Source organism: Streptococcus sanguinis (assembly GCF_050223295.1).
GTDB lineage: Bacteria > Bacillota > Bacilli > Lactobacillales > Streptococcaceae > Streptococcus > Streptococcus sanguinis_X.
Window position 1 is genome coordinate 1,201,102 of the sequence record NZ_CP071424.1, and the last position, 24,789, is coordinate 1,225,890.

18 protein-coding genes are annotated in these 24,789 nt (G+C 40.9%); 17 read left to right on the forward strand and 1 reads right to left on the reverse strand.

The annotated features are described in order from the left end of the window. Window positions 1-2: 2 nt before the first annotated feature. From J1C77_RS05855 to sdbB, 17 genes are all read left to right on the forward strand, one after another. On the forward strand, window positions 3-1,208 hold the full coding sequence (locus tag J1C77_RS05855; protein ID WP_000201883.1) for a tyrosine-type recombinase/integrase: 1,206 nt from the start codon (window positions 3-5) through the stop codon (window positions 1,206-1,208). A gap of 342 nt (window positions 1,209-1,550) precedes the next feature. Next, window positions 1,551-7,052 carry a ZmpA/ZmpB/ZmpC family metallo-endopeptidase gene (locus J1C77_RS05860; RefSeq protein WP_049547698.1) on the forward strand — a complete coding sequence of 1,834 codons (5,502 nt, stop codon included), beginning with the start codon at window positions 1,551-1,553 and terminating at the stop codon, window positions 7,050-7,052. Between the two features lie 368 nt (window positions 7,053-7,420). Further along, window positions 7,421-9,157: an ABC transporter ATP-binding protein gene (locus J1C77_RS05865; RefSeq protein ID WP_002921267.1), complete on the forward strand. Its 1,737-nt coding sequence runs from the start codon at window positions 7,421-7,423 to the stop codon at window positions 9,155-9,157. A 13-nt stretch (window positions 9,158-9,170) separates the two neighbouring features. Beyond that, complete coding sequence (locus J1C77_RS05870) at window positions 9,171-10,949, forward strand: ABC transporter ATP-binding protein (RefSeq protein ID WP_002921265.1); 1,779 nt, start codon at window positions 9,171-9,173, stop codon at window positions 10,947-10,949. A 56-nt stretch (window positions 10,950-11,005) separates the two neighbouring features. Further along, the gene (locus tag J1C77_RS05875) at window positions 11,006-11,560 is read left to right on the forward strand and encodes a GNAT family N-acetyltransferase (protein WP_002921262.1); all 555 of its coding nucleotides are present in this window, start codon (window positions 11,006-11,008) and stop codon (window positions 11,558-11,560) included. A gap of 412 nt (window positions 11,561-11,972) precedes the next feature. Further along, entirely contained in the window at window positions 11,973-13,301 is a 1,329-nt protein-coding gene (gene brnQ, locus J1C77_RS05880) for a branched-chain amino acid transport system II carrier protein (RefSeq protein ID WP_002921260.1), read from the forward strand. A gap of 220 nt (window positions 13,302-13,521) precedes the next feature. Beyond that, window positions 13,522-14,700 (forward strand): YSIRK signal domain/LPXTG anchor domain surface protein, encoded by a 1,179-nt coding sequence (locus tag J1C77_RS05885; protein WP_002921258.1) that lies wholly within the window; start codon window positions 13,522-13,524, stop codon window positions 14,698-14,700. Window positions 14,701-14,780: 80 nt separating this feature from the next. Further along, complete coding sequence (locus J1C77_RS05890) at window positions 14,781-15,479, forward strand: response regulator transcription factor (RefSeq protein WP_002921257.1); 699 nt, start codon at window positions 14,781-14,783, stop codon at window positions 15,477-15,479. Continuing rightward, window positions 15,476-16,510 (forward strand): HAMP domain-containing sensor histidine kinase, encoded by a 1,035-nt coding sequence (locus tag J1C77_RS05895; RefSeq protein WP_002921255.1) that lies wholly within the window; start codon window positions 15,476-15,478, stop codon window positions 16,508-16,510. The genes J1C77_RS05890 and J1C77_RS05895 overlap by 4 nt, the downstream gene beginning before the upstream one ends. Before the next feature lie 142 nt (window positions 16,511-16,652). After that, window positions 16,653-17,363 carry a thiol-disulfide oxidoreductase-associated membrane protein CcdA2 gene (ccdA2, locus tag J1C77_RS05900; RefSeq protein WP_002921253.1) on the forward strand — a complete coding sequence of 237 codons (711 nt, stop codon included), beginning with the start codon at window positions 16,653-16,655 and terminating at the stop codon, window positions 17,361-17,363. 27 nt (window positions 17,364-17,390) lie between these two features. Further along, entirely contained in the window at window positions 17,391-17,711 is a 321-nt protein-coding gene (locus tag J1C77_RS05905) for a hypothetical protein (RefSeq protein ID WP_002921252.1), read from the forward strand. A gap of 70 nt (window positions 17,712-17,781) precedes the next feature. After that, the gene (locus tag J1C77_RS05910) at window positions 17,782-18,345 is read left to right on the forward strand and encodes a redoxin family protein (protein WP_002921250.1); all 564 of its coding nucleotides are present in this window, start codon (window positions 17,782-17,784) and stop codon (window positions 18,343-18,345) included. 15 nt (window positions 18,346-18,360) lie between these two features. After that, window positions 18,361-19,470, forward strand: coding sequence for a peptide-methionine (R)-S-oxide reductase MsrB (gene msrB / locus J1C77_RS05915; protein ID WP_002921249.1), 1,110 nt, complete (start codon window positions 18,361-18,363; stop codon window positions 19,468-19,470). A gap of 59 nt (window positions 19,471-19,529) precedes the next feature. Beyond that, entirely contained in the window at window positions 19,530-20,264 is a 735-nt protein-coding gene (locus J1C77_RS05920; protein ID WP_042762853.1) for a response regulator transcription factor, read from the forward strand. After that, a complete protein-coding gene (locus J1C77_RS05925) occupies window positions 20,261-21,964 on the forward strand; it encodes a cache domain-containing sensor histidine kinase (RefSeq protein ID WP_002921247.1) in 1,704 nt (567 codons plus the stop codon). Before J1C77_RS05920 ends, J1C77_RS05925 begins: the two co-directional genes overlap by 4 nt. A 222-nt stretch (window positions 21,965-22,186) precedes the next feature. Then, the gene (gene ccdA2 / locus J1C77_RS05930; RefSeq protein ID WP_002921246.1) at window positions 22,187-22,894 is read left to right on the forward strand and encodes a thiol-disulfide oxidoreductase-associated membrane protein CcdA2; all 708 of its coding nucleotides are present in this window, start codon (window positions 22,187-22,189) and stop codon (window positions 22,892-22,894) included. 14 nt (window positions 22,895-22,908) lie between these two features. After that, the gene (sdbB, locus tag J1C77_RS05935) at window positions 22,909-23,484 is read left to right on the forward strand and encodes a thiol-disulfide oxidoreductase-associated lipoprotein SdbB (protein WP_002921245.1); all 576 of its coding nucleotides are present in this window, start codon (window positions 22,909-22,911) and stop codon (window positions 23,482-23,484) included. 49 nt (window positions 23,485-23,533) lie between these two features. On the opposite strand, the gene J1C77_RS05940 is transcribed toward sdbB, so the two are convergent. Continuing rightward, window positions 23,534-24,784: an NAD(P)H-dependent oxidoreductase gene (locus J1C77_RS05940; protein ID WP_002921244.1), complete on the reverse strand. Its 1,251-nt coding sequence runs from the start codon at window positions 24,782-24,784 to the stop codon at window positions 23,534-23,536. Window positions 24,785-24,789: the final 5 nt, after the last annotated feature.

Here is a 24,789-nt window from a genome sequence, read left to right on the forward strand (position 1 = left end):
AGATGGCTACAAAAAATCAAAAAAAGTACAAAGGTGTTTATTGTGATAAGAATGGTAAAATATTTTATCAAGCTGATCTTGGTGTTGACCCTGTAACAGGTAAACGTGTTCAAAAGAAAGCTAGAAAGAATCAGTATGGTAAGCCATTTAGTACAATGAAAGAAGCTTATGATGAATTGGTCCGAATCAGATATGAGTTTAATAATAATCTTAGTATTGAAAATTACAATATAACATTTGAAAGTTACATGAATAGCATTTATCTAAGAGCCTATAAGCAAAAGGTTCAGTCTGTAACATATAAAACTGCTTTGCCACATCACAAGATATTTATTCAGTATTTTGGCTCCAAACCTTTAAAAGGGATAACAGCTAGAGATTGTGAATCTTTTAGATTACATATTATTGAACATTACTCTGAAAACTATGCGAAGAATTTATGGTCACGATTTAAGGCATGCATGGGTTATGCTGAGAGATTAGGATATATTTCATCAATGCCATGCAAGGCGTTAGATAATCCTAGAGGCAAGCACCCTGATACACAATTTTGGACTTATATTGAGTTTCAGAACTTTATTAAATCATTTGATTTACAAGATTACGAAGAGTTACAAAGATTCACGACTATTTGGTTATATTACATGACAGGTGTTCGTGTGAGTGAAGGTTTATCGTTATGGTGGGAAGATGTCGATTTTGAGCATAAATTCTTGAAGGTTCATACAACCTTGGAAAAGGATGAAAATGGAAATTGGTACCGTAAAGACCAAACCAAGACACCAGCTGGAGAACGCCTTATTGAATTAGATGATGTGACAATATCAGTATTGGAAAACTGGCGAAAAAATCAAATTTCCAATCAAGATACAGATTACATCATTTCACGATTTGGTGAACCATTTTGTAAATCAACAATTTGTCGAATTATCAAGAGAAAAGCCAAAGAAGTTGGAGTACCAGTGATAACAGGAAAAGGTTTGCGACACAGCCATGCTTCCTATCTTATAAATGTTTTGCAGAAAGATATATTATATGTTGCAAGACGAATGGGACATGCTGATAAGTCTACAACCTTAAATACATATAGTCACTGGTTTAATGCATTAGATAAAACAGTATCAGAAGAAATCACCCAAAATGTAATTAGTGCAGGACTAGATTCCATTTTATGCCAAAATTCCTGCCAAACTCTGAGTAAAGGCTAAAAAGCCAATTATACCGCCCACAGAGTAACGTATGTTATTGTTACTCTTAAATAATAGAGTTTCCAATCATAGAAATCAACCAAGTCGAAAGACTTGGTTTTTTTGTATCCAAAAATCATTTTTATGTTAAAAACGCTAACAAAAAATAGGATTGTATGATATAATTTAGACAGATTATTGCGATTTAGGAGATATTATGAATAAGATAAAAGTTATATGAGATTGTAGATTAGGGAATTTTTGTTAGGGGGATTCAGATGAATGAATGCAATGGCTTACTGTTGCTTATTCTCTGGTTAAAGGATTTGTTATTCTTTTTAGAATAATTTGAAAGGGATTTTAATGAAAAAGTTTTTTGGGGAGAAGCAAACTCGTTTTGCTTTTAGGAAATTAGCTGTCGGGCTTGTTTCGGCTGCTATTTCTAGTTTGTTTTTTGTTTCTATCATTGGGGTTGACTCTGTTCAGGCGCAGGAAAAGTTGAATGTACACTATAAATACGTGACAGAGACTGAAATAACTCCGCAAGAAAAGGAGTTGATTGTAAGTGGATTTCCTAAAATGCCTGAAGGCTATGAGGAGACCTACTATCTTGTCTACAGGTTAAACCCAAATGCTGGAGCAAAAACCTTACCGAATACAGGCGACAACAATTCCAATACTATGATGACGGTTGGTCTGTTAACGACGATAGGATTGCTTGTTTTTGTTGTGTCAAAAAGAAAGGTTCAAAGCAAGTTCCTATTGACTGTTTTGGTGGGGGCTAGTGTCGGTGGAGGTTTGATACTATCTGTCGATGCGCTGGAAAATGGGATCTTGCTGCAGTATAATGCCGAATATCAAGTGTCGGCTGGGGATAGTCTGCCGTCACCAAGTGAAATCTCTGGCTATACCTATGTTGGCTACATAAAAGATGAATCGATCAAGAAATTATTAGACAATAAGATTCTTGATCATCAGCAGAATGCTAATGAAAATAAAGAAGTTTTAAACCAAAATAAGAAGCTAGATTATTCTGTCTCTTTTGATAAGAATAGGCTGAAAAATCAAACGTTAGGCGTCAATACAATTGAGCCTCAAGATGAAGTCTTGTCTGGCCGAGTAGCTAAGCCGGAACTATTATACAAAGAAGAGACCGTTGAAACTGAGATAGCCTTTGGAGAACAAATACAAGAAAATCCGGATTTAGCCGAGGGGACTGTAAGAGTAAAACAAGAAGGCAAACTAGGCCGTAAAATCGAAGTCGTTCGGATTTTCACTGTAGATAATGCGGAAGTTTCTAGGGGAGTTCTTTCGACTAAAATAGAGGAAGCGACTCCTAAAATAGTGGAAAAAGGGACTAAAAAACTTGACGCGCCTAGCGACAAACCAGTAGCTTCTAACTTGGTTCAACCTGAGCAAGTCGCACCATTACCAGAGTACACAGGCGTCCAATCCGGTGCAATCGTTGAGCCTGAGCAGGTCGCTTCCTTACCTGAGTATACAGGTACATTATCTGGAGCCATCGTTGAGCCTGAACAAATTGAACCGGAGGTTGGAGGAGTTCAATCCGGGGCAATAGTAGAACCTGAGCAAGTGACTTCATTGCCTGAATACACTGGTGTTCAATCTGGTGCGGTAGTTGAGCCTGAACAAGTGACTCCGCTACCTGAATACACCGGTGTTCAATCGGGTGCAGTAGTAGCACCCGAACAAGTCACACCATTACCTGAATACACTGGTGTTCAATCCGGTGCAGTAGAAGCACCCGAGCAAGTCGCTCCCTTACCAGAGTACACAGGCATCCAATCCGGCGCAATCGTCGAACCCGAACAAGTTACTTCATTACCTGAATACACAGGAACTCAAGCAGGAGCGATTGTTGAGCCTGAGCAGGTAGAGCCTCCGCAAGAGTATACTGGAAACATCGAACCAGCAGCGCCAGAAGCGGAAAATCCTGCTGAAAAAGTTCAAGAGCTGAAAGAGCAGAAACAAGAACCAGAAAAGAATATCGAGTTAAGAAATGTATCTGATGTGGAGTTGTATAGTCTAACGGATGGGAAGTACAAGCAGCACGTTTCTCTGGATGCAGTTCCAAGCAATCAAGAGAATTATTTCGTGAAAGTAAAATCTTCTAAATTTAAAGATGTTTTCTTGCCGATTTCTTCAATAGTCGATAGCACGAAAGATGGCCAACCAGTTTATAAAATTACTGCAAGTGCTGAAAAATTAAAACAGGATATCAACAATAAGTACGAGGACAATTTTACTTTCTATTTAGCTAAAAAGGCAGCGAAAGAAGTCACAAACTTTACTTCCTTTAGTAATTTGGTTCAAGCTATAAATAATGATCTTGGTGGAACTTATTATTTAAGTGCTAGTCTGAATGCCAATGAGGTCGAACTAGAAAATGGCGCTAGCAGTTATATAAAGGGCAGATTTATAGGTAAGCTCTTTGGCAGCAAAGACGGAAAAAATTATGCTATTTATAATTTGAAGAAGCCTTTATTTGACACTTTGAGTGGAGCTACTGTAGAAAATCTGGCTCTTAAAGATGTAAATATCTCAGGGAAATCTGACATTGGGGCCCTTGCAAATGAAGCGAATAATGCAACAAGGATTAACAATGTCCATGTAGACGGTGTTCTGGCTGGTGAACGTGGCATTGGTGGCTTGGTGTGGAAGACTGATAATTCTAAGATTACGAACAGCAGTTTCAAGGGAAGAATTGTCAACTCCTATGAAACGAGGTCTCCATACAATATCGGAGGATTGATAGGTCAACTGACTGGCATCAATGCACTGGTCGACAAATCAAAAGCTACGATTACCATCTCGTCAAATGCGGATAGCACAAACCAAACTGTCGGCGGCCTTGCAGGTCTTGTCGAGAAAGATGCGCTTATCAGCAATAGTTATGCCGAGGGCCAGATTAATAATGTGAAGCGCTTTGGAAGTGTTGCTGGTATTGCTGGCTACTTGTGGGATAGAGACTCTAACGAAGAGAGACATGCTGGAAGATTGCATAATGTTCTTAGTGATGTCAACGTTATGAACGGGAATGCGATTAGTGGCTATCACTATAAAGGGATGAGGATAACTGACTCATTTAGCAACAAAGACAACAGAGTCTACAAAGTGACTCTTGAAAAGGATGAGGTTGTCACCAAGGAATCTCTCGAAGAGAGAGGAACAATCCTTGATGCTTCTCAAATCGCAAGTAAGAAATCTGAAATTAACTCTCTTTCTGTACCGGCTGTTGAAAATTTGCTGACTAGCAGCAATAAAGAAAGTGATTTTTCTAAGGTTGAAGACTATCAAGCCAGTCGAGCTTTAGCATATAAGAATATTGAAAAATTGCTGCCATTTTATAATAAGGCAACCATTGTAAAATACGGTAATCTGGTAAAAGAAGATAACGCTTTGTTTGAAAAAGAAGTCTTATCTGCATTCATGATGAAGGATAATGAAGTGATTACAGATATCGCTTTGCATAAAGAGGCAGCTAATAAGCTCTTGCTGCACTATAAGGATCATTCATCTGAAAAACTAGATATCACCTACCAATCTGACTTTAGTAAGTTAGCAGAATACCGTGTGGGAGATACAGGTCTCATCTATACGCCTAATCAATTCTTGCATAGTCATAGTTCGATCATCAATGAAGTTTTGCCTGATTTGAAAGCAGTCGATTATCAGTCAGATGCTATCAGAAACACCCTAGGTATTTCTTCAGGCGTTTCACTGACGGAATTATACTTAGAAGAGCAGTTCACTAAAACGAAGGAAAATCTAGCAAATACACTGGAAAAACTTTTGTCTGCAGATGCAGTCATTGCCAGCGAAAATCAAACGATTAATGGTTACGTCGTTGATAAAATCAAACGCAACAAGGAAGCCTTGCTTCTAGGTTTGACTTATTTAGAACGCTGGTATAACTTTAAATATGGTGACGTGAATATCAAAGACTTAGTCATGTATCATATGGATTTCTTTGGTAAGGGCAACGTATCGCCGCTAGACACAATCATTGAATTAGGTAAATCTGGCTTTAACAATCTTCTGGCTAAGAACAACGTAGATGCCTATAGCATCAGCCTTGCAAACAATAATGCAACAAAAGATTTGTTCAGCACGCTTGCCAATTATCGAGAGGTATTTTTACCAAACAAAACAAATAATCAATGGTTCAAAGAGCAAACCAAGGCTTATATCGTTGAAGAAAAATCAGCTATTGATGAGGTGAGGGTCAAACAAGAACAAGCTGGCAGCAAGTATTCTATCGGGGTATATGATCGAATTACTAGCGACACTTGGAAATACCGAAATATGGTCCTACCTTTGCTGACAATGCCTGAAAGATCAGTCTTTGTCATATCGACTATATCCAGTCTTGGTTTTGGTGCCTATGACAGATATAGAAATAATGAGCACAGAGCAGGGGCAGAACTCAATAAGTTTGTTGAGGATAATGCTCAGGAAACTGCAAAACGTCAACGCGACCATTATGATTATTGGTATAGAATATTAGACGAGCAGGGCCGTGAAAAGCTTTATCGAAATATCTTGGTCTATGATGCCTATAAGTTCGGTGATGACACTACTGTTGGCAAAGCTACAGCGGAGGCACAATTTGACAGTTCTAATCCAGCTATGAAGTATTTCTTTGGACCTGTTGGAAACAAGGTCGTGCACAACAAGCATGGAGCTTACGCTACTGGTGACGGTGTTTACTATATGGGTTATCGTATGTTGGACAAGGACGGAGCCATTACCTATACCCATGAAATGACGCATGATTCTGATAATGAGATCTATTTAGGAGGATATGGAAGAAGAAGCGGACTTGGTCCTGAATTCTTCGCCAAGGGCTTGTTGCAGTCGCCGGATCATCCAGATGATGCGACAATCACGGTCAACTCAATTCTCAAATATGACAAGAATGATGTAACTGAAAAATCTCGTTTGCAAGTCTTGGATCCAACTAAACGTTTCCAAAATGCGGATGATCTGAAAAACTATGTTCATAACATGTTTGATGTCATTTATATGTTGGAGTACCTAGAAGGGATGTCAATCGTGAACCGTCTGTCTGATGTCCAGAAAGTGAACGCTCTGAGAAAAGTCGAGAATAAATATGCCCGAGATGCTGATGGAAATGATGTTTACGCAACGAATGTGATAAAAAATATTACAATGGCGGATGCGCAAAAATTAAATTCATTCGACAGTCTCATTGAAAATGATATCCTTTCAGCGCGTGAGTACAAAAATGGTGATGTAGAAAGAAACGGCTACCATACGATTAAGCTCTTCTCTCCGATTTATTCGGCATTAAGTAGCGAAAAAGGAACGCCTGGAGATCTTATGGGACGCCGTATGGCTTATGAACTTCTGGCAGCCAAAGGCTTTAAAGATGGTATGGTCCCTTACATCTCTAATCAATATGAAGATGATGCCAAGCAAAATGGGAAAACCATCAGTATCTATGGTAAGACCAGAGGTCTGGTAACAGATGACTTGGTTTTACGCAAGGTCTTCAACGATCAATTTAATAGTTGGACTGAGTTTAAGAAGGCTATGTATGAAGAACGTAAAAACAAGTTCGACAGTCTGAACAAGGTCACATTTGATGATACAAGACAACCATGGACAAGTTATGCTACCAAGACTATAAGTACTGTAGAAGAGTTGCAAACCTTGATGGATGAAGCAGTTCTCAAAGATGCAAATGACAATTGGTATTCTTGGAGCGGCTATAAACCAGAACATGACAGTGCTGTCCACAAGCTGAAAAAAGCAGTCTTTAAAGCTTACCTTGATCAGACTAAAGATTTCAGAACATCAATCTTTGAAAACCAGAAGTGATTGGTTTGAGCTGTCAAATAATCTGCAAAGTTCCAAGTCTGAAATGTTAGGGCAGAGCTTGAATTACTCTCAGGCTCAGACCTTCTTGCAGATGAGAAATTACAAACCTAGTGAAAACTAGGTTTGTTTTTCTATATAAGTCAAGCAATTAAAACTGTAGCTGGTCTGCTTTCAGGAAGTTTGCTTCTGACAGTCATTTATGAGGCTGATGATAAGCAGAAAAAAGTCTGAAATGACCTTTACCCTCCTTCATATTTTTGATATAATATTTGTATTAAGGCGTGCATTTGCGCGCTCTTTTCTGTATTTTCAAAGCACATGGTTGCTTTAGAGTGAGTTATTTTTGAATAGATGGTGAAGGAGGAGTTATGTTATACATTTGGTCTTATTTGAAGAGATATCCTAAGTGGCTGGTCTTGGACTTTGTGGCGGCAATCTTTTTTGTGATTGTCAATCTAGGGTTGCCAACGGTGCTGGCTCGGATGATTGATGAGGGAATTAATCCTAAGCAGACAGATCGGCTCTTTTTCTGGGCTTGGGTCATGTTTGGCGTTATTATCTTAGGAGTGCTGGGACGAATCGTTCTGGCTTATGCGGCTGGAAAGCTAACGACGACCATGGTGCAGGACATGCGCAATGATCTCTATGCCAAGCTGCAAGAGTATTCTCATCATGAGTATGAGCAAATCGGTGTGTCTTCATTAGTCACGCGCTTGACTTCAGATGCTTTTATTCTCATGCAGTTTGCAGAGCAAACCCTGAAAATGGGTGTCATTACTCCCATGATGATGCTGTCCAGTATTCTCATGATTTTCTTGACCAGTCCGTCTCTTGCCTGGATTGTAGCTGTTTCAGTGCCTTTCTTGGCTGTCGTGGTCATTTATGTAGCGGTTAAAACCAAGCCCCTGTCTGAAAAGCAGCAGAAGACCCTTGATAAGATTAATCAGTACGTAAGGGAAAATCTGACTGGTCTGCGCGTTATTCGAGCTTTTGCACGGGAGGAATTTCAAGAGAAGCGTTTTGCTGACGAAAATGAGGTCTATGCGCAAAACTCCAATAAGCTCTTTAAGCTGACTGGTCTGACAGAGCCACTCTTTGTGCAGATTATTATTGCGATGATTGTGGCCATTGTCTGGTTTGCCCTCGATCCTTTGCGGGACGGCAGTCTTGAAATCGGAAATCTCGTTGCCTTTATCGAATACAGCTTTCACGCCCTGCTGTCCTTCCTCTTCTTGGCCAATCTCTTTACCATGTATCCGCGGACAGAGGTATCGAGCCAGCGGCTCAAGGAAGTCATGGACATGCCCATTTCCATCAATCCTAATGAAGATGGTATAACCGAGACAGATACGCAGGGTTATCTGGAGTTCGACAATGTAACCTTCGCTTATCCAGGTGAGACGGAGAGTCCTGTACTGCATAATATTTCCTTCAAGGCTAAGCCGGGTGAGACTATTGCCTTTATTGGTTCAACTGGTTCTGGTAAGTCTACACTGGTACAGCTGATTCCGCGCTTTTACGATGTAACACTAGGTAAGATTTTAGTGGACGGTGTGGACGTCCGTGAATACAATCTGAAGGCTTTGCGTCAGAAGATTGGCTTTATCCCGCAAAAGGCTCTGCTATTTACCGGAACCATCGCGGAGAACCTACGCTACGGAAAGGAAGAAGCCAGCCAGGAAGAGCTTAGTCAGGCGGCTGATGTTGCTCAAGCCAAAGACTTTATCGAGAGCCGGGAAGAGCGTTTTGAGACTCATCTGGCTGAGGGAGGCAGCAATCTATCCGGTGGGCAGAAGCAGCGGCTCTCTATCGCTCGCGCGGTAGTCAAAAAGCCGGAAATTTATATCTTCGACGACTCTTTTTCTGCTCTGGATTATAAGACGGATGCGGTGCTGCGTCGTCGTCTCAAGGAAGTGACTGGTCAGGCAACAGTGCTGATTGTGGCTCAACGGGTGGGAACTATCATGGACGCTGACCAAATTATTGTTCTGGATCAGGGGGAAATCGTCGGACGCGGGAAGCATGAAGAGCTGATGGAAACCAATGATATCTATCGTGAAATTGCTGATTCTCAGCTGAAAAATCAAGCTTTGACAGAGGAATAGAAAGGAGACTGACATGAAAAACACATCAAGTTTTGCTCGTCTATGGAGCTACCTAAAAGTTTATAAATTTGCAGTCGCCTTTGCCATCTTCCTCAAAATCCTCAGCGTCGTTATGAGCGTCGTCGAGCCCTTTGTATTAGGCTTAGCCATTACAGAGTTGACAAATAATCTGCTGGATATGGCTAAAGGTGTGGCTGGCGCCCAGATTAATGTGTCCTATGTTGGCTGGGTCATGGTCTTGTATTTTGTGCGGGCGATTATTTATGAAATCGGTTCTTACTATTCTAATTACTTTATGACCAATGCAGTGCAGGCTACCATTCGTGACTTGCGCAATGAACTTAGTCATAAGATTAATCGTATCCCCGTTTCTTACTTTGACAAACATCAGTTTGGTGACTTGCTGGGGCGTTTTACCAGCGATGTCGAAGCTGTTTCAAATGCCTTGCAGCAGTCCTTTCTGCAGGTTATCAACGCAGTCTTTACTCTGATCTTGGTTATCGTCATGGTATTGGTGCTCAATCTGCAACTGGGAGTAATTGTGGTAATCTCGATTCCGATTACCTACCTCAGTGCTCGCTTTATTGTGAAGAAATCCCAGCCTTACTTTAAACAGCAGGCAGATGCACTGGGAGCTATGAATGGCTTTGTTCAGGAAAATCTGACAGGCTTTAATATCTTGAAGCTCTATGTCAGAGAAGAAAGCTCTCAGGAGGATTTTCGTCAAATTACGCAAAATCTGCAAAAAGTAGGTTTTAAGGCCAGCTTTATCTCTGGTTTGATGATGCCTGTTTTGAATGTTATTTCAGATCTGACCTACCTCTTGCTGGCTCTGCTGGGCGGCCTTCAGGTTATTGCTGGGCGCTTGACAGTCGGGAATATGCAGGCTTTTGTTCAGTATGTCTGGCAGATTAACCAGCCCATTCAAAGCCTGACTCAGCTGGCTGGTCAGCTGCAGAGTGCCAAGTCTTCTTTAGATCGGATTTTCCAAGTACTGGACGAAGCAGACGAAGTCAATGATAGGACAGAAAAGCTGGAGCAAGATTTGACAGGTCAGGTTAGCTTCAAGGATGTGGACTTCCAGTATGTGGCAGATAAGCCGCTCATTCGGAATTTCAATCTGGAAGTCAAACCAGGTGAAATGGTCGCCATTGTTGGTCCAACTGGTGCTGGTAAGACCACGCTGATTAATTTGCTTATGCGTTTCTACGATGTGTCTAAAGGAGCGATTACAGTTGATGGACACGATATTCGCCATTTATCCCGCCAGGACTATCGCAAACAGTTTGGTATGGTGCTGCAGGATGCTTGGCTTTATGAGGGGACTATCAAGGAAAATCTTCGTTTTGGCAATCTGCAAGCCACTGATGAAGAAATTGTAGAAGCGGCCAAGGCAGCTAATGTGGACCACTTTATTCGGACATTGCCAGGCGGCTACAACATGGAAATGAACCAAGAATCCAGCAATATCTCGCTTGGTCAGAAGCAGTTGCTTACGATTGCGAGGGCTCTTTTGGCTAATCCTAAGATTTTGATTTTGGATGAAGCGACCTCATCTGTCGATACACGGCTGGAGCTCTTGATTCAGAAGGCCATGAAAACACTCATGCAGGGGCGGACCAGTTTTGTCATTGCTCACCGGTTGTCGACCATTCAGGAAGCGGATAAAATTTTGGTGCTCAAGGATGGTCAGATTATCGAGCAAGGAAATCATGAGAGTCTCTTGGCTGATAAAGTATTTTATTATGACCTCTATCAAAGCCAATTTTCTAAAAAGGCGGAAGAAGCTTGATAATGCTTGCTAAATTTTTTGACAACTGCTAGAATATTAAGCAAAGTGAGGTAGCAATGTCTTTAACGAGTCAAATTATTACAGCAGAATTTCCTGATTTGGATAAGGTTGAGGCTTTAAACCGCGAGGCTTTTCCTATAGAGGAAAGGGTACCTATCAGCGAATTTCTTCGTTATACAAACGATAAGCGGTCTCATTTCTTTGCCTTCTACAATGAGGAAGAATTCGTTGGTTTTGCTTTTGCAGTTTATAACGAAAAAATGTTCTACGTTAGCTTTTTTGCGATTATGCCGCACCTTCGCAGCCATGGTTATGGGGGAGAGATTATTCATAAATTGACAGAGTTTTATCAAAAAACCATGGTTCTAGAGGTGGAACGTGTCGATGAAGAATGTGACAATTTAGAGCAACGTCAAGCTCGTATGGACTTCTATAAGCGTAATGGCTTTCGAACGACCAATGCCTTTCTGGAATATGAAGGGTTAAGCTTTGAAATCTTGTATTTGGGACATCATTTTGATGAGGAGGCTTATCGAGATATTTTCCATATGCTGCAAGAGAAGAACTTCTTTGAATTCGAAATTAAGTACAGAAGATTTAGCGATGTGTAAAGATTGCTAAATGATTTATAGCCATTTTTAAAATGTTGAGATAGGATGTCTCAACCTTTTTACTATGAAAAATCTCTTTTATTTTGTTTTGGATCAGGATGTACAATATTGTATTTTTCTCGCATTCAGCAACAGTAGAGCATATATATTTAAAGAAAGGAAACTTTTAAAAAGATAGGTAATAATGAAGTTGTATAAATACGATTTAAAACAAATTTATTTGTATTATTCTAAAATAATTTAAAATAAGCCTTAAATCTGTGGAAAAGTGATGATTTTGCTAAAAATCTTCAAAAATATTTCGATTTATTTCGTTTTTTAAACTAACTTACCGTGAAAAGTTAAAAGTGTTGCGGAGCGGGCTATTTACGTATATAATGATAAAGCATGAAAAAATTTAAAGGAGATTCCCGTGATTAAAAAAGGTGCCTTGACAGGCTTGCTCTTATTTGGAATATTTTTCGGTGCTGGAAACTTGATCTTCCCGCCTTCACTTGGAACATTATCTGGTCAGCATTTTTGGCCAGCTATTGCAGGATTTGTCCTGTCTGGGGTTGGACTTGCTGTTCTGACTTTGATTATCGGAACGCTCAATCCTAAGGGCTATATTCACGAGATTTCTCAGAAGATTGTGCCTTGGTTTGCTATTGTCTATCTTGTAGCCTTGTATCTGTCAATTGGGCCTTTCTTTGCTATTCCGCGGACAGCGACGGTGGCCTATGAAGTTGGTATTGCTCCTATGATGTCTAAAAATATGACCGGTATCGGATTGATTGTTTTCACGACACTTTACTTTGCGGCTGCTTACCTGATTTCTTTGAATCCATCTAAGATTTTGGATCGGATTGGACGTATTCTGACGCCTGTCTTTGCAGTTTTGATCATCATTTTAGTCATCCTAGGGGCTTTGAAATACGGCTCAAATGTTCCTCAGCAGGCTTCGCAAGCTTATTCTGCGTCAGCTTTTGGACGGGGCTTCTTGGAAGGTTATAATACTTTGGACGCCTTGGCTTCAGTGGCTTTCAGCGTTATTGCAGTAACGACTCTAAATCAGCTAGGCTTCAAGAATAAAAAGGAGTATGTTTCAACTATTTGGGTCGTTGGCATAGTGGTGGCACTAGCTTTTAGTGCCATGTACATTGGTTTAGCTTATTTGGGTAATCATTTCCCAGTTCCTTCCCAAGTTATTTCTAAAGGGAATGCTGGTGTTTACGTGCTTTCTCAAGCAACCCAAGCTATCTTTGGACCTACCGCACAGATTTTTCTTGCGGCTATGGTTACTGTAACTTGTTTCACCACAACAGCTGGTCTAATTGTATCGACTGGGGAATTTTTCCATAAAACTTTCCCTAAAGTATCCTATAAAGTGTACGCCACGGTCTTTACATTAATTGGTTTTGCGATTGCTAATCTTGGTCTCAATGCCATTATCCAATATTCTGGTCCGGTCTTGCAGATTCTCTATCCGATTACCATCGTTATCGTGCTGATTGTCATCGTCAATAAATTCTTGCCACTGTCCAAAATCGGTATGCAATTGACGGTGGCAGCAGTGACTCTGATTTCCTTTGCGGGTATTCTTGGGCAGCAGTTCCATATCGCTTGGGTAAGTGATAAGGTAAATGCCCTTCCATTTGCTCAGGCTTCATTGCTTTGGTTGGTGCCAGCTCTAGTTGGAATTCTACTTTCTCTCTTTTTGCCAAACAAGCAGAAGAGTGAGCGTTTTGAGATGGAGAGCTAATAGATAACATCCGCCACAATGTGGTGGATTTTTTTGACTCATTGTCAATTATAGTAGGGAATTTATAGCGAAGAAATTCAAGCTGTTTTTTTATGAGCAATAGGACAATATAATCATTTTATAAGATAGATTTAAGAAAAATTTTAACTTTTTCTTAACCATTTTTAATCTCAGGAGATTATACTAAAGTCATAAAAAAACAAACCTAAAGGAGAATCTTATGAAATTCAATTCAAATCAAAAATATACCCGCTGGTCAATTCGTCGTTTAAGCGTGGGTGTGGCTTCCGTTGTTGTTGCCAGTGGTTTCTTTTTGCTAGTTGGTCAAACAAATACCGTACATGCAGATGATCTCACCTCAACTCCTACTAAAGTTCTTCAAGAAGATTCGTCATTATTAGAAAAGAATAAGTTGCCAGAGACAGTTTTAAAAGAAGAAATGGATTCGGCTCTACCTGCAAATCAGTCAGCTCCTAAGGAAGAGGTTGATGAAACTATTTCTCTAGATAAGTCTAGCCTATCTCCTAAGGAAGAAATGGTAAAACCAAAAGAAGAACAGACTATGGCAGAAGTTAGCAATCAAAAAGAAGAAGCTAAACCGGAGGCAACTCTTGTTGAAGTTTCAAACCAAGATCGTGAAGCGGCTACTTCTCAATCGGTAAAGACTCCAGATGAAGTTAGAAAAGGAGTCGAAGAAAATACCAAGGACTCAGTAGACGTTCCGGCCAGCTATTTAGAAAAAGCAAACGTTCCTGGTCCATTCTTGGCAGGTGTTAATCAAGTTATTCCGTATGAAGCTTTCGGTGGAGATGGTATGTTGACTCGCCTCTTGTTAAAAGCCTCAGACAAAGCCCCATGGTCAGATAATGGTTCGGCTAAAAATCCTGCTCTATTGCCGCTTGAAGGCTTGGCAAAAGGTCAATACTTCTACGAAGTGGATTTGAACGGCAATACTACAGGTAAAGACGGGCAAGCCCTTCTTGACCAACTTCGTATTAATGGCACTCATGATTACCAAGCGACTGTCAAAGTCTATGGTGCTAAAGATGGTAAACCAGATTTGACTAATCTTATCGCAACTCGCCAAGTAATAATTCGGCTGTATGGAAAAGAAATGTCTGCACAACCATATCAACAAGAACAAATGAATGTGAAACCTTCTACAACAGATTCTATGAGTACAGCTAAGGGTATGAAAGAAGTGGATCACCATACAGCTGATCTGAAGGAGAAACATCCCACTTCTAATCCGATGGCAGATATGGTGAAAAAAAATGATAAGCCTTCGTTACCAAAAACTGGTGAAGCCCAGACTTCTACAGCAACAATTGGTTTCTTCGGGCTAGCCTTGGCAGGAATTCTTAGCCTTCTAGGTTTGAAAGAAAAACAAAAAGATTAAGGTTCAAATCATTTAAAAATTACTAAAAATAGTGTTATACTAAAGCCAGTATAACACTGTTTTTATCAGGAGATTGGCAAATGGGAAAGACAATTTTACTCGTTGATGATGAGATGGATATTCTAGATATTCAAAAGCGCTATCTTATGCAGGATGGCTACCATGTTTTAGTGGCTCGAGATGGCGTGGAGGGGTTAGATCTTTTCCGAAAGAAATCTGTTGACCTGATCATCACGGATATTATGATGCCAAATATGGACGGCTATGACTTTATCAGTGAGGTTCAGTATATAGTACCTGATCAACCTTTTCTTTTTACAACGGCTAAGACCAGCGAGCAAGACAAAATTTACGGGTTGAGCTTAGGAGCAGATGATTTTATAGCCAAACCTTTTAGTCCACGCGAGCTAGTTCTAAGAGTCAATAATATTTTGCGCCGACTTCATCGTGGAGGTGAGATCGAACAAATTGAGCTCGGTGACTTGATGATGAATCATGTGGTTCATGAGGCTCGTATCGGGGAGTGTTTGTTGGAATTAACAGTGAAGTCCTTTGAACTGCTTTGGATTTTAGCTAGTAATCCTGAGAGAGTTTTTTCAAAGACGGAGCTTTACGAGAAGGTGTGGCAGGAAGACTTCGTAGATGATACCAATACACTTAATGTTCATATCCATGCTCTGAGACAGGAATTGACCAAGTATGCCAGTTCAAACACTCCTGCCATCAAAACTGTCTGGGGTCTTGGGTATAAAATGGAAAGATCACGAGGTGGAAAATGAAATTAAAAAGTTACATTCTAGTAGGGTACCTAATTTCTAGCCTACTAACGATTTTACTCGTTTTCTGGGCAGTCCAGCGAATGTTGATTGTAAAAAGCGAGATTTATTTCCTAGTTGGAATGACATTGATTGCTAGTTTTATAGGAGCGGCAGTCAGTCTCTTTCTTTTATCGCCAGTATTTTCTTCCCTTTGGCATTTGAAAAAACAGGCTCAGAATATAGCTGACAAGGATTTTAGTACAGAGATTGACTCCAAGGGCCCTATCGAATTTCAAGAGTTGGGTCAGGCTTTTAACGATATGTCGCATAATTTGCAAGAAACGTTTGAGTCGCTTGATGAAAGTGAACGAGAAAAAGGAATGATGATTGCCCAGCTTTCTCACGATATTAAAACTCCCATTACCTCTATTCAGGCGACTGTGGAGGGGATTTTAGATGGAGTGATTGAAGAAGAGGAGCAGATTCATTACTTGACCACGATTAGCCGTCAGACAGAGCGTTTGAATAAATTGGTGGAAGAATTGGATATTTTGACTCTTAATGCCCAGCCTCAAATAGAATCAGATGGAGAAGCTGAAATAGTCTTTCTAGACCAGCTATTGATTGAGGTCATGAGTGAATTTCAACTATTGATTGAGCGGGAGGAGCGGGATATCTACATTCAAGTGTCTCCCGAGTCAGCGAAAATTAAGAGCCATTACGATAAACTTTCCCGTATTTTGCTCAACTTGCTAAATAATGCCTTTAAATACTCCGACCCTGGGACTAAAATTGAGATCGTGGCTCAGTTAACTGAGCAAATCTTGACAATCAGTGTGAAGGATGAGGGACGGGGTATTTCTCCTGAGAATTTGGATAAGATTTTTAAACGCCTTTACCGTGTGGAAACTTCTCGAAATATGAAGACAGGTGGGCATGGTCTGGGCCTTGCTATTGCACGTGAGTTGGCTCATCAGCTGGGTGGGGAAATAACGGTCGAAAGCCAGTATGGCCTAGGAAGCACTTTTACATTTACTCTCAACTTAACATAAATCCACAATAAGTGATAAACATTTTTAACGCCTGATTTAGCAAAGATAACATCAAATTCAAGTTTTTTCAAATCTATCTCCCTATTTTTAGGGGGATTTTTATTTTATACTAGAGTCAGAAATTGATAGAGAGGTTTTTGAAATGGCAACAAGTTTTTTGTTCTTTATTTCTGTTTTTCTGGCGGGGATTCTATCTTTTTTCTCGCCCTGTATTTTACCACTTATGCCAGTCTATGTGGGGATTTTGCTGGATTCGGATCAGCCGAAAACGGTTCGGTTTATGGGAAAAGATATTTCCTGGTATGGTCTAGCTAAGACTCTCTGCTTTATAGCTGGCTTATCAACTGTATTCTTAGTTTTGGGCTATGGAGCTGGTGCTTTGGGGCAAGTCCTCTATGCCCCTTGGTTTCGCTACGTTCTTGGTGGGATTGTCATTCTACTGGGAATCCATCAGATGGGAATCATTAATATCCAGCAGCTGCAAAAGCAAAAGAGCATCCAACTTAAAAAGAATAGTAAAAGAAGTGACTTTCTTAACGCTTTTCTCTTGGGGATTACCTTTAGCTTTGGTTGGACGCCCTGTGTGGGACCTGTTCTGAGTTCTGTTTTAGCAATTGCAGCTTCTGGAGGTAACGGCGCTCTTCAGGGAGGCTTGCTGATGTTGGTTTATACATTTGGATTAGCCCTTCCTTTTCTAGCTATGGCTTTGGCTTCCGGCTGGGTAGTAAAGCGCTTTGCAAAACTCAAACCTTATATGGGAACGCTTAAGAAAATCGGCGGAGCACTCATCATTCTCATGGGAATTTTGCTGATGCTTGGAAATCTAAACGCTTTAGCATCATTATTTGGATAAAAATTATATAATTAAAGGAGACACATCATGAAAAAAATCACTACACTTACAATCGCTGCACTTAGTATCTTTGTCCTAGCTGCCTGCTCTAATCAAAAGTCAGATTCTGATATGAAGAAGACGGATGACAGCAGCATGATGAAGAAAGAGGACATGAAAAAAGACGACATGAAGAAAGAGGATATGAAAGACTCCAGCATGTCTGATGATAAAATGAAAAAGGATGACATGAAGGACTCTTCTATGATGTCCGACAGTAAGTCTGACATGAAAGATGATATGAAATCAAGCGATTCGAGCATGAAGGATGACATGAAAGATTCATCCGAAATGTCATCTGACAAATAAGAATTCCACCATAGGAAAGAAAGTCGTCAGTTTTGTCGGCTTTCTCCTTATTTTGAAAGGAAAGAAAACGATGAAGAAGTTATCAATATTGACTGTCAGTCTGCTTTGTATCGGCTTATTGGGGGCCTGTTCAAATCAGAAAATGAACTCGGAAATTTCTAAAAGTGATAAAAGCAATATGCAAACAAAAGCAGATTCTGGGCAATCTACCAAGATGGCCAAGGACTTTAGTCTGCAAGGAGTGGACGGCAAGACCTACAAGCTGTCTGATTTCAAAGGCAAGAAAGTATACCTAAAGTTTTGGGCTTCTTGGTGCTCTATCTGTCTATCCACTCTTGGTGATACTAATGATTTGGCTAAGGAGCAGTCAGGAAAAGATTATGTTGTCCTGTCTGTTGTGTCTCCGACTTTTAATGGAGAAAAGTCTGCTGATGATTTCAAGGAATGGTACAAGTCTTTGGATTACAAAGACTTCCCAGTTCTCATGGACACCAAGGGAGAATTGCTGAAAGAATATGGTATTCGATCCTATCCATCTGCTCTTTTCGTAGGCAGTGATGGTTCTCTTGCCAAGACGCATATTGGCTATATGAGCAAGGAAGATATTGAGAAAACACTAAAAGAAATCAAATAGAAAGGAGAAGTTAGCATGGAAGGAAAATGGAAGATTCTTCTGGTTCTGCTTGGCTTGCTTGTCTGCTTTGGACTGGTCTATGTGATTGTGGGTAATGGTAAGCAATCTTCTCCTGAGCAGATCAAGAAAGCCTCTATGAGCAAGACAGAAGCTGTATCCCAACAAAAGCAAGAAGATGTCAAGGAAGAAGATAAGCGGGAGATTTATCTGGCAGGCGGCTGTTTCTGGGGAGTAGAAGAGTACTTTTCTCGCGTGCCGGGTGTCATTGATGCTGAGTCCGGCTATGCAAATGGTAAGGGCGACACGACCAAGTATGAATTGGTCTCTCAAACTGGTCACGCTGAGACTGTTCACATTACTTACAATGCCAAAAAAATCTCTCTCAAAGAAATTCTGCTGCATTATTTCCGCATCATTGATCCAACTTCTAAAAACAAGCAGGGAAATGATCAGGGTACTCAGTACCGGACAGGTGTTTATTATAAGGATGAAGCTGATCTTGAGACTATTAACCAGGTCTTTGATGAGGTTGCTAAGAAATATGATAAGCCTTTGGCCGTCGAAAAAGAAGCTCTAAAAAACTTTATCAAGGCAGAAGATTATCATCAGGATTACCTAAAAAAGAATCCTAATGGATATTGCCATATCGATGTCAATCAAGCTGCCTACCCTGTTATTGAAGCTAGTCGCTATCCTAAGCCTAGCGATGAAGAGATTAAGGCTAAGCTCTCTCCTGAAGAATACGCAGTCACACAAAAGAATGACACAGAGCGGGCCTTTTCTAACCGCTACTGGGATAAGTTCGATGCTGGTATCTATGTGGATGTGGTGACAGGCGAGCCACTCTTTTCATCAAAGGATAAGTTTGACTCAGGCTGCGGTTGGCCGAGTTTCACACGTCCTATCAGTCCAGATGTTGCGACTTACAAAGAAGATAAGAGCTTCAATATGACTCGAACAGAAGTTCGCAGTCGGGTTGGAAATTCACATCTGGGCCATGTTTTCACAGACGGTCCTAAGGACAAGGGCGGCTTACGCTATTGTATTAATAGTTTGTCAATCAAGTTCATTCCCAAAGCTGAAATGGAGGAGAAGGGCTACGGTTATCTTTTGGATTATGTTTAAGAGCATTTTGATTGAAAATTTGCTATAATAAATCCAGTAAAAATAAGGAGTTGAATCTGGTGTATTCAATTATGATTGTAGAGGATGAGTATCTGGTAAGACAGGGGATTGCGTCCTTGGTAGACTATGAACAGTTTGGCATGCAAGTCATTGCCCAGGCTGAAAATGGAAGAGAAGCTTGGCAGAAATTTCAGGAAAATCCTGCTGATATCCTGCTGACCGACATCAACATGCCACAGATGAACGGCCTCGAACTGGCCAAGCTAGTCAGGGACCAGGCTCCTAAGTGCCATATCGTTTTTCTGACGGGCTATGATGATTTTGACTATGCTCGGATGGCTATTAAGCTAGGTGCAGATGACTATCTTCTCAAGCCCTTTTCCAAGGATGATGTTGAGGAGATGTTGGCCAAGGTGCAGACCAAACTTGATAAGGAACGTAGAAAAGCCCAAATTCAAAACTTGGTTGATCAGGGGCAGCGCTCTGAGTTGGAAGAGGCTATTCATGCGCGTCTTGCTGATTCAGAGTTAAGCCTGAAAAGTTTGGCTTTTCAATTGGGTTTTAGTCCGTCCTACCTAAGTGTTCTTATCAAAAAAGAATTAGGCTTGCCCTTTCAGGATTATCTGATTCAAGCGCGGATGAAAAAAGCAAAACTCTTACTCCTGACTACAGATTTGAAGATTTATGAAATAGCAGAGCAGGTAGGTTTTGAAGATATGAACTATTTTTCTCAGCGCTTCAAGCAGGTGGTTGGGTTGACACCTAGGCAGTTTAAAAAAGGAGAGGAGAAATGAAACGATATCCGCTTCTTATCCAGTTGATTGTCTATATTTTTCTGCTGATTCTTTTCCTCTTGGGATTTGTTGGGAGTCTTTACTATCAGACTAGCTCGGGAACTATTCGGCAGCTGACAGAGCGGACGACGCGCAATAGCATGGAGCAAAGCGGGCAGTTCATTGCTTCCTATTTGCAGAAATTAAAACAAACCACCTCCACACTGAGCAAGGAAGAAATGATTCGTAAGTTTGCTCAGAATCAAGAAAGCAGCGAAACGTCAGTTCAGGCTTTGATGAAAACCATCATTGAGACTGATCCGGATTTGGTGTCGGCAGTATTGGTTACCAAGGACGGACGCGTGGTCTCGACAGATTCGCAAATCAGCATGCAGACATCTTCTGATATGATGAATGAAAAATGGTATCAGGAAGCTGTCCATACCAGAGCCATGCCTGTCTTGACACCTGCTCGGAAAGAATCTCTGTCATCTGAGAAGGAGAAGTGGGTTGTTTCTGTCACTCAGGAAGTAGTGGATGAAGCAGGACAGAATCTCGGTGTTTTGCGTCTGGATATCGGCTATAAGAGTCTCAAAGCCTATCTGGATCGGCTTCAGCTAGGAAAGAAGGGCTTTAGCTTTATTGTCAATAGCCAGCATGAATTTGTCTATCATCCTAAGAAAAGTGTTTACTCCTCCAGTCAGGAAATGAAAGCTATGCAGTCCTATATCTCGGTCAAGGAAGGTTACGCAGATCAGAAACAGGCTTTTGTCTACCAGATTGATATTCCAGATAGTGACTGGACTTTAATTGGCGTTGCCTCATTGGAGCAATTACAGATGCTTCAGTCACAAATGCTTTATTCTTTTGTGGGAATGGGCGTTTTAGCACTCCTGCTGTGCTTGATTGGTATTTGGTTTGTCCTGCGTTTGTGGATTAAGCCTCTCCAGAATCTACAAGCAGTCATTCTGAAGATTGGGGCAGGTGACTCAAATCTGCGAGCGGAAGCTAAAGGTTCTCCAGAGTTGGTTGACTTGGCTCAGCAGTTCAATAAAATGCTGGACCAAATTGAACAACTAATGGAAGCTGTCAAGACTGAAGAACAAAATGTCCGACGCTATGAGCTTCGAGCTCTCTCAGCTCAAATCAATCCCCATTTCCTTTATAATACCTTGGATACTATTGTCTGGATGGCTGAGTTTAATGACAGCAAACGTGTTGTTGAGGTAACAAAGTCACTCGCTCAGTATTTCCGTTTGGCGCTCAATCAAGGACACGAACAGATTGCTCTCAAAGATGAGATTGATCACGTTCGTCAGTATCTCTTTATCCAGAAGCAGCGCTATGGTGACAAGCTCCAATATGAGATTGAAGAGGATGAATCCATAGCTGATTATAAACTGCCCAAGCTGGTACTTCAGCCTTTGGTCGAAAATGCCATCTACCATGGCATCAAGGAAATTGACCGACAAGGCGTGATTCGGGTGACGTCAGCAGCAGAAGAAAGACAGCTGATATTGTCTATCTATGATAACGGCCGTGGCTTTGATGTCAAAGCCTCTATGGATGCGACTTTCCTTCGCTTAGGTGGTGTCGGTCTGAAAAATGTTGATCAACGCTTAAGATTGCAGTTCGGGGACGACTACCATATGGAAATCGATTCTGAACCAGATAAATTTACCCAGATTAGTCTTTATTTGCCGCTAGTTACAGATGATTAGGTCTATTAAGTTTTAAAATATTCAAGCCGGTAGAATTTTCTCCGGCTTTTTACTGTTTGAAAAAGAGTACTGATTTTGCTGTTCATCAAGCGAATTTTTCTCTTTTCCGAGCTACATTATGTTTACCAGAAAATTACCGTAGCGGATTTGTGAAAAATCTATAAGATTCATTTATAATAATAAGTGAATGAATATTCTAGGTAAGGAGTTAGAGGAGAGTATATGGAGTCACCTTTATTTTTTGTTTCAGTTTTTTTAGCTGGTATTTTGTCCTTCTTTTCCCCTTGTATCTTTCCATTATTGCCGGTTTATATTGGTATTTTGTTGGATGACAAGGAGGTCAAGACCCTGAAAGTATTTGGTCGAGAGCTTGCTTGGCAGGGTATGGTTAGGACACTCTTTTTCATTGCGGGCATCTCGACGGTCTTCTTTTTGCTAGGCTTTGGGGCTGGATTTTTAGGAACTATTATTTACAGTCCGACCTTTCGTTATGTGATGGGTGGTCTCATTATTCTGCTAGGTCTGCATCAGATGGAGCTTATTAACATTCGCCAATTACAGATTCAAAAGAGTTTGACTTTCAAAAAGAACGGTCAGAAACATCATTTTTGGTCTGCATTCTTACTGGGGATTACCTTTAGCTTTGGTTGGACTCCTTGCATCGGTCCGATTCTCAGCTCAGTCTTAGCCTTAGCAGCTTCAGGTGGGAATGGTGCTTTTCAGGGAGCAATTTTGACCTTGATTTACACCTTAGGAATGGCCCTGCCTTTCTTAATCTTAGCTTTGGCATCTAGCTTTGTTATGCAGTATTTTAATAAAATCAATCCTTATATGGGCCTGATGAAGAAAATCGGCGGAGCCCTGATTATTCTGATGGGAATTCTGCTGATGCTAGGACAGCTCAACGCCCTGTCTGGACTTTTTGGATAAAAGGAGAAAGAAATATGAAAAAAATCGTTACATTATTAGCAACTGTGTCAGTTGTGGCCTTTTTGGCAGCCTGTTCGGAACAGGAAGAGAAGCCTATGACTATGCCCACAGCCAGCAGCTCGTCTAGTGAGACCGCTCAGACAAGTACAGTCACCCAAGCAGCTGTCGGTCAAGAGGCTCCCGACTTTACTCTGCAGTCTATGGATGGAAAAACTGTCAAACTTTCTGACTATAAAGGCAAGAAGGTTTATCTAAAATTCTGGGCTTCTTGGTGTGGACCTTGTAAGAAGAGTATGCCAGAATTGGTTGAATTGGCTGGTAAAACAGATCGTGATTTTGAAATCTTGACAGTTGTAGCACCAGGTCTCCAAGGAGAGAAATCAGTCGAGGAATTTCCAAAATGGTTTCAAGAACAAGGTTATAAAGATGTACCAGTTCTATTTGACACTTCAGGAGAAATTTTCCAAGCCTATCAAATTCGTAGCATCCCAACTGAAATTCTCATTGACAGTCAAGGGAAAATCGGTAAAATTCAGTTTGGTGCTATCAGTAATGCTGATGCAGAAGCAGCTTTTAAAGAAATGAAATAAAGCGAAAAAGAATGGACTTATGATCCATTCTTTTTAGTTTGTAAGGTAATTAAGCGCTAGCACCTGATGTCGCATCGGCTCCTCCGCCTCCGTGACCTCCATCGCCATCACCTCCGGCATCAGAAGCACCAGAAGTAGCGTCTGCGTCTCCATGACCTCCGGCAGGAGCAAATGGTCCGCTGCCTCCAACCAAACGTTGACCAGTTTCTTTTAAGTACCAGTCGAGCCATGGTTGGAAATTAAAGACGATTTCATTGATACCTGCGTATGATCCGTCAGGATAGTACATAGCTTGGTAGTTGTGGGTATTGATAACGCCTGCAGGTGAACCTGGGACGATTGTACGTACGTATTCTTGGTTTCCGTTGCGAAGTGTTCCGATAACCCACTCTACATTTTTCATCCGAGCTGGTGGAAGAGAACCATGAACGGTTGACATGCGGCTACCTGATTGAGGTGGCACACGTTTAGCAAACATAGTATCTGGATCTTGGTGGGCGTTGTTGTAGTAAAGGAATTGGTTGTTATCGTCAGCGTATGTCAATTCAAATGGCATAGCTTTCAAGAACATATCAATCTGGTTAACGGTCAAGATACCATGGTCAAGTTTGACATAAGTATCTCCTGAAACAGCGCCAGTGATTTCAGCGACTTTTTCCACCCATTCTGGATCATCTGGATCAACTTCTGTAATTGTCGTAGCGATTGGTTTTCCGCAGTCTAAGTCTTCAGGTTCAATTGGTTTTGGTTTTTTCAATTTTGAAACGACCTCTACATATTTGATAAAGTTATCTAAGCATGTTTCAAGGAAATTCACCGTTCCTTCGTTGGTGATATTACCATCATTGTCAAAAGCTTCCTTGGCTTTGCCCAGCAAGAACTCATTGCCTGGAAGAGTGTAAGCATTGACACCAGGGGCGTCTAGGATTTTACGCAGGTGAACTTGAGCACGAGAAGTTCCTTGGTCATAGTAAGAAGCACCGACGATCATGACAGGCTTGTTTTCGAAAGGATGAACCTCGTAAGAGAGCCATTCTAAGACACTCTTCAAAGGAGCGCTGATAGTATGATTGTGCTCAGGGGTTGCGATAATGACACCGTCTGCACGTGTGATTTTGTTATACAAATACCGCAATTGGAAACTTTCATCCCATTTTTCATCTTGGTTAAACATTGGGACTTCATCGATTTCTAAGACTTCCAATTCAAATTTAATTTTGAACTGACGGCGGATGAATTCCAATAATTTTCGATTATACGATTGTTCGTAGTTTGATCCTACAATTCCAACAAATTTCATTCTTT

Bases quoted from the DNA above. Each gene is read 5' to 3' on its own strand.
- J1C77_RS05865 (WP_002921267.1), top strand. From the start codon at position 7,421: ATGTTATACATTTGGTCTTATTTGAAGAGATATCCTAAGTGGCTGGTC.
- J1C77_RS05940 (WP_002921244.1), bottom strand. From the start codon at position 24,784: ATGAAATTTGTTGGAATTGTAGGATCAAACTACGAACAATCGTATAAT.
- J1C77_RS05855 (WP_000201883.1), top strand. From the start codon at position 3: ATGGCTACAAAAAATCAAAAAAAGTACAAAGGTGTTTATTGTGATAAG.
- J1C77_RS05860 (WP_049547698.1), top strand. From the start codon at position 1,551: ATGAAAAAGTTTTTTGGGGAGAAGCAAACTCGTTTTGCTTTTAGGAAA.
- J1C77_RS05875 (WP_002921262.1), top strand. From the start codon at position 11,006: ATGTCTTTAACGAGTCAAATTATTACAGCAGAATTTCCTGATTTGGAT.
- sdbB (WP_002921245.1), top strand. From the start codon at position 22,909: ATGAAAAAAATCGTTACATTATTAGCAACTGTGTCAGTTGTGGCCTTT.
- J1C77_RS05925 (WP_002921247.1), top strand. From the start codon at position 20,261: ATGAAACGATATCCGCTTCTTATCCAGTTGATTGTCTATATTTTTCTG.
- J1C77_RS05910 (WP_002921250.1), top strand. From the start codon at position 17,782: ATGAAGAAGTTATCAATATTGACTGTCAGTCTGCTTTGTATCGGCTTA.
- J1C77_RS05870 (WP_002921265.1), top strand. From the start codon at position 9,171: ATGAAAAACACATCAAGTTTTGCTCGTCTATGGAGCTACCTAAAAGTT.
- msrB (WP_002921249.1), top strand. From the start codon at position 18,361: ATGGAAGGAAAATGGAAGATTCTTCTGGTTCTGCTTGGCTTGCTTGTC.
- J1C77_RS05890 (WP_002921257.1), top strand. From the start codon at position 14,781: ATGGGAAAGACAATTTTACTCGTTGATGATGAGATGGATATTCTAGAT.
- J1C77_RS05895 (WP_002921255.1), top strand. From the start codon at position 15,476: ATGAAATTAAAAAGTTACATTCTAGTAGGGTACCTAATTTCTAGCCTA.
- ccdA2 (WP_002921246.1), top strand. From the start codon at position 22,187: ATGGAGTCACCTTTATTTTTTGTTTCAGTTTTTTTAGCTGGTATTTTG.
- J1C77_RS05885 (WP_002921258.1), top strand. From the start codon at position 13,522: ATGAAATTCAATTCAAATCAAAAATATACCCGCTGGTCAATTCGTCGT.
- J1C77_RS05905 (WP_002921252.1), top strand. From the start codon at position 17,391: ATGAAAAAAATCACTACACTTACAATCGCTGCACTTAGTATCTTTGTC.
- ccdA2 (WP_002921253.1), top strand. From the start codon at position 16,653: ATGGCAACAAGTTTTTTGTTCTTTATTTCTGTTTTTCTGGCGGGGATT.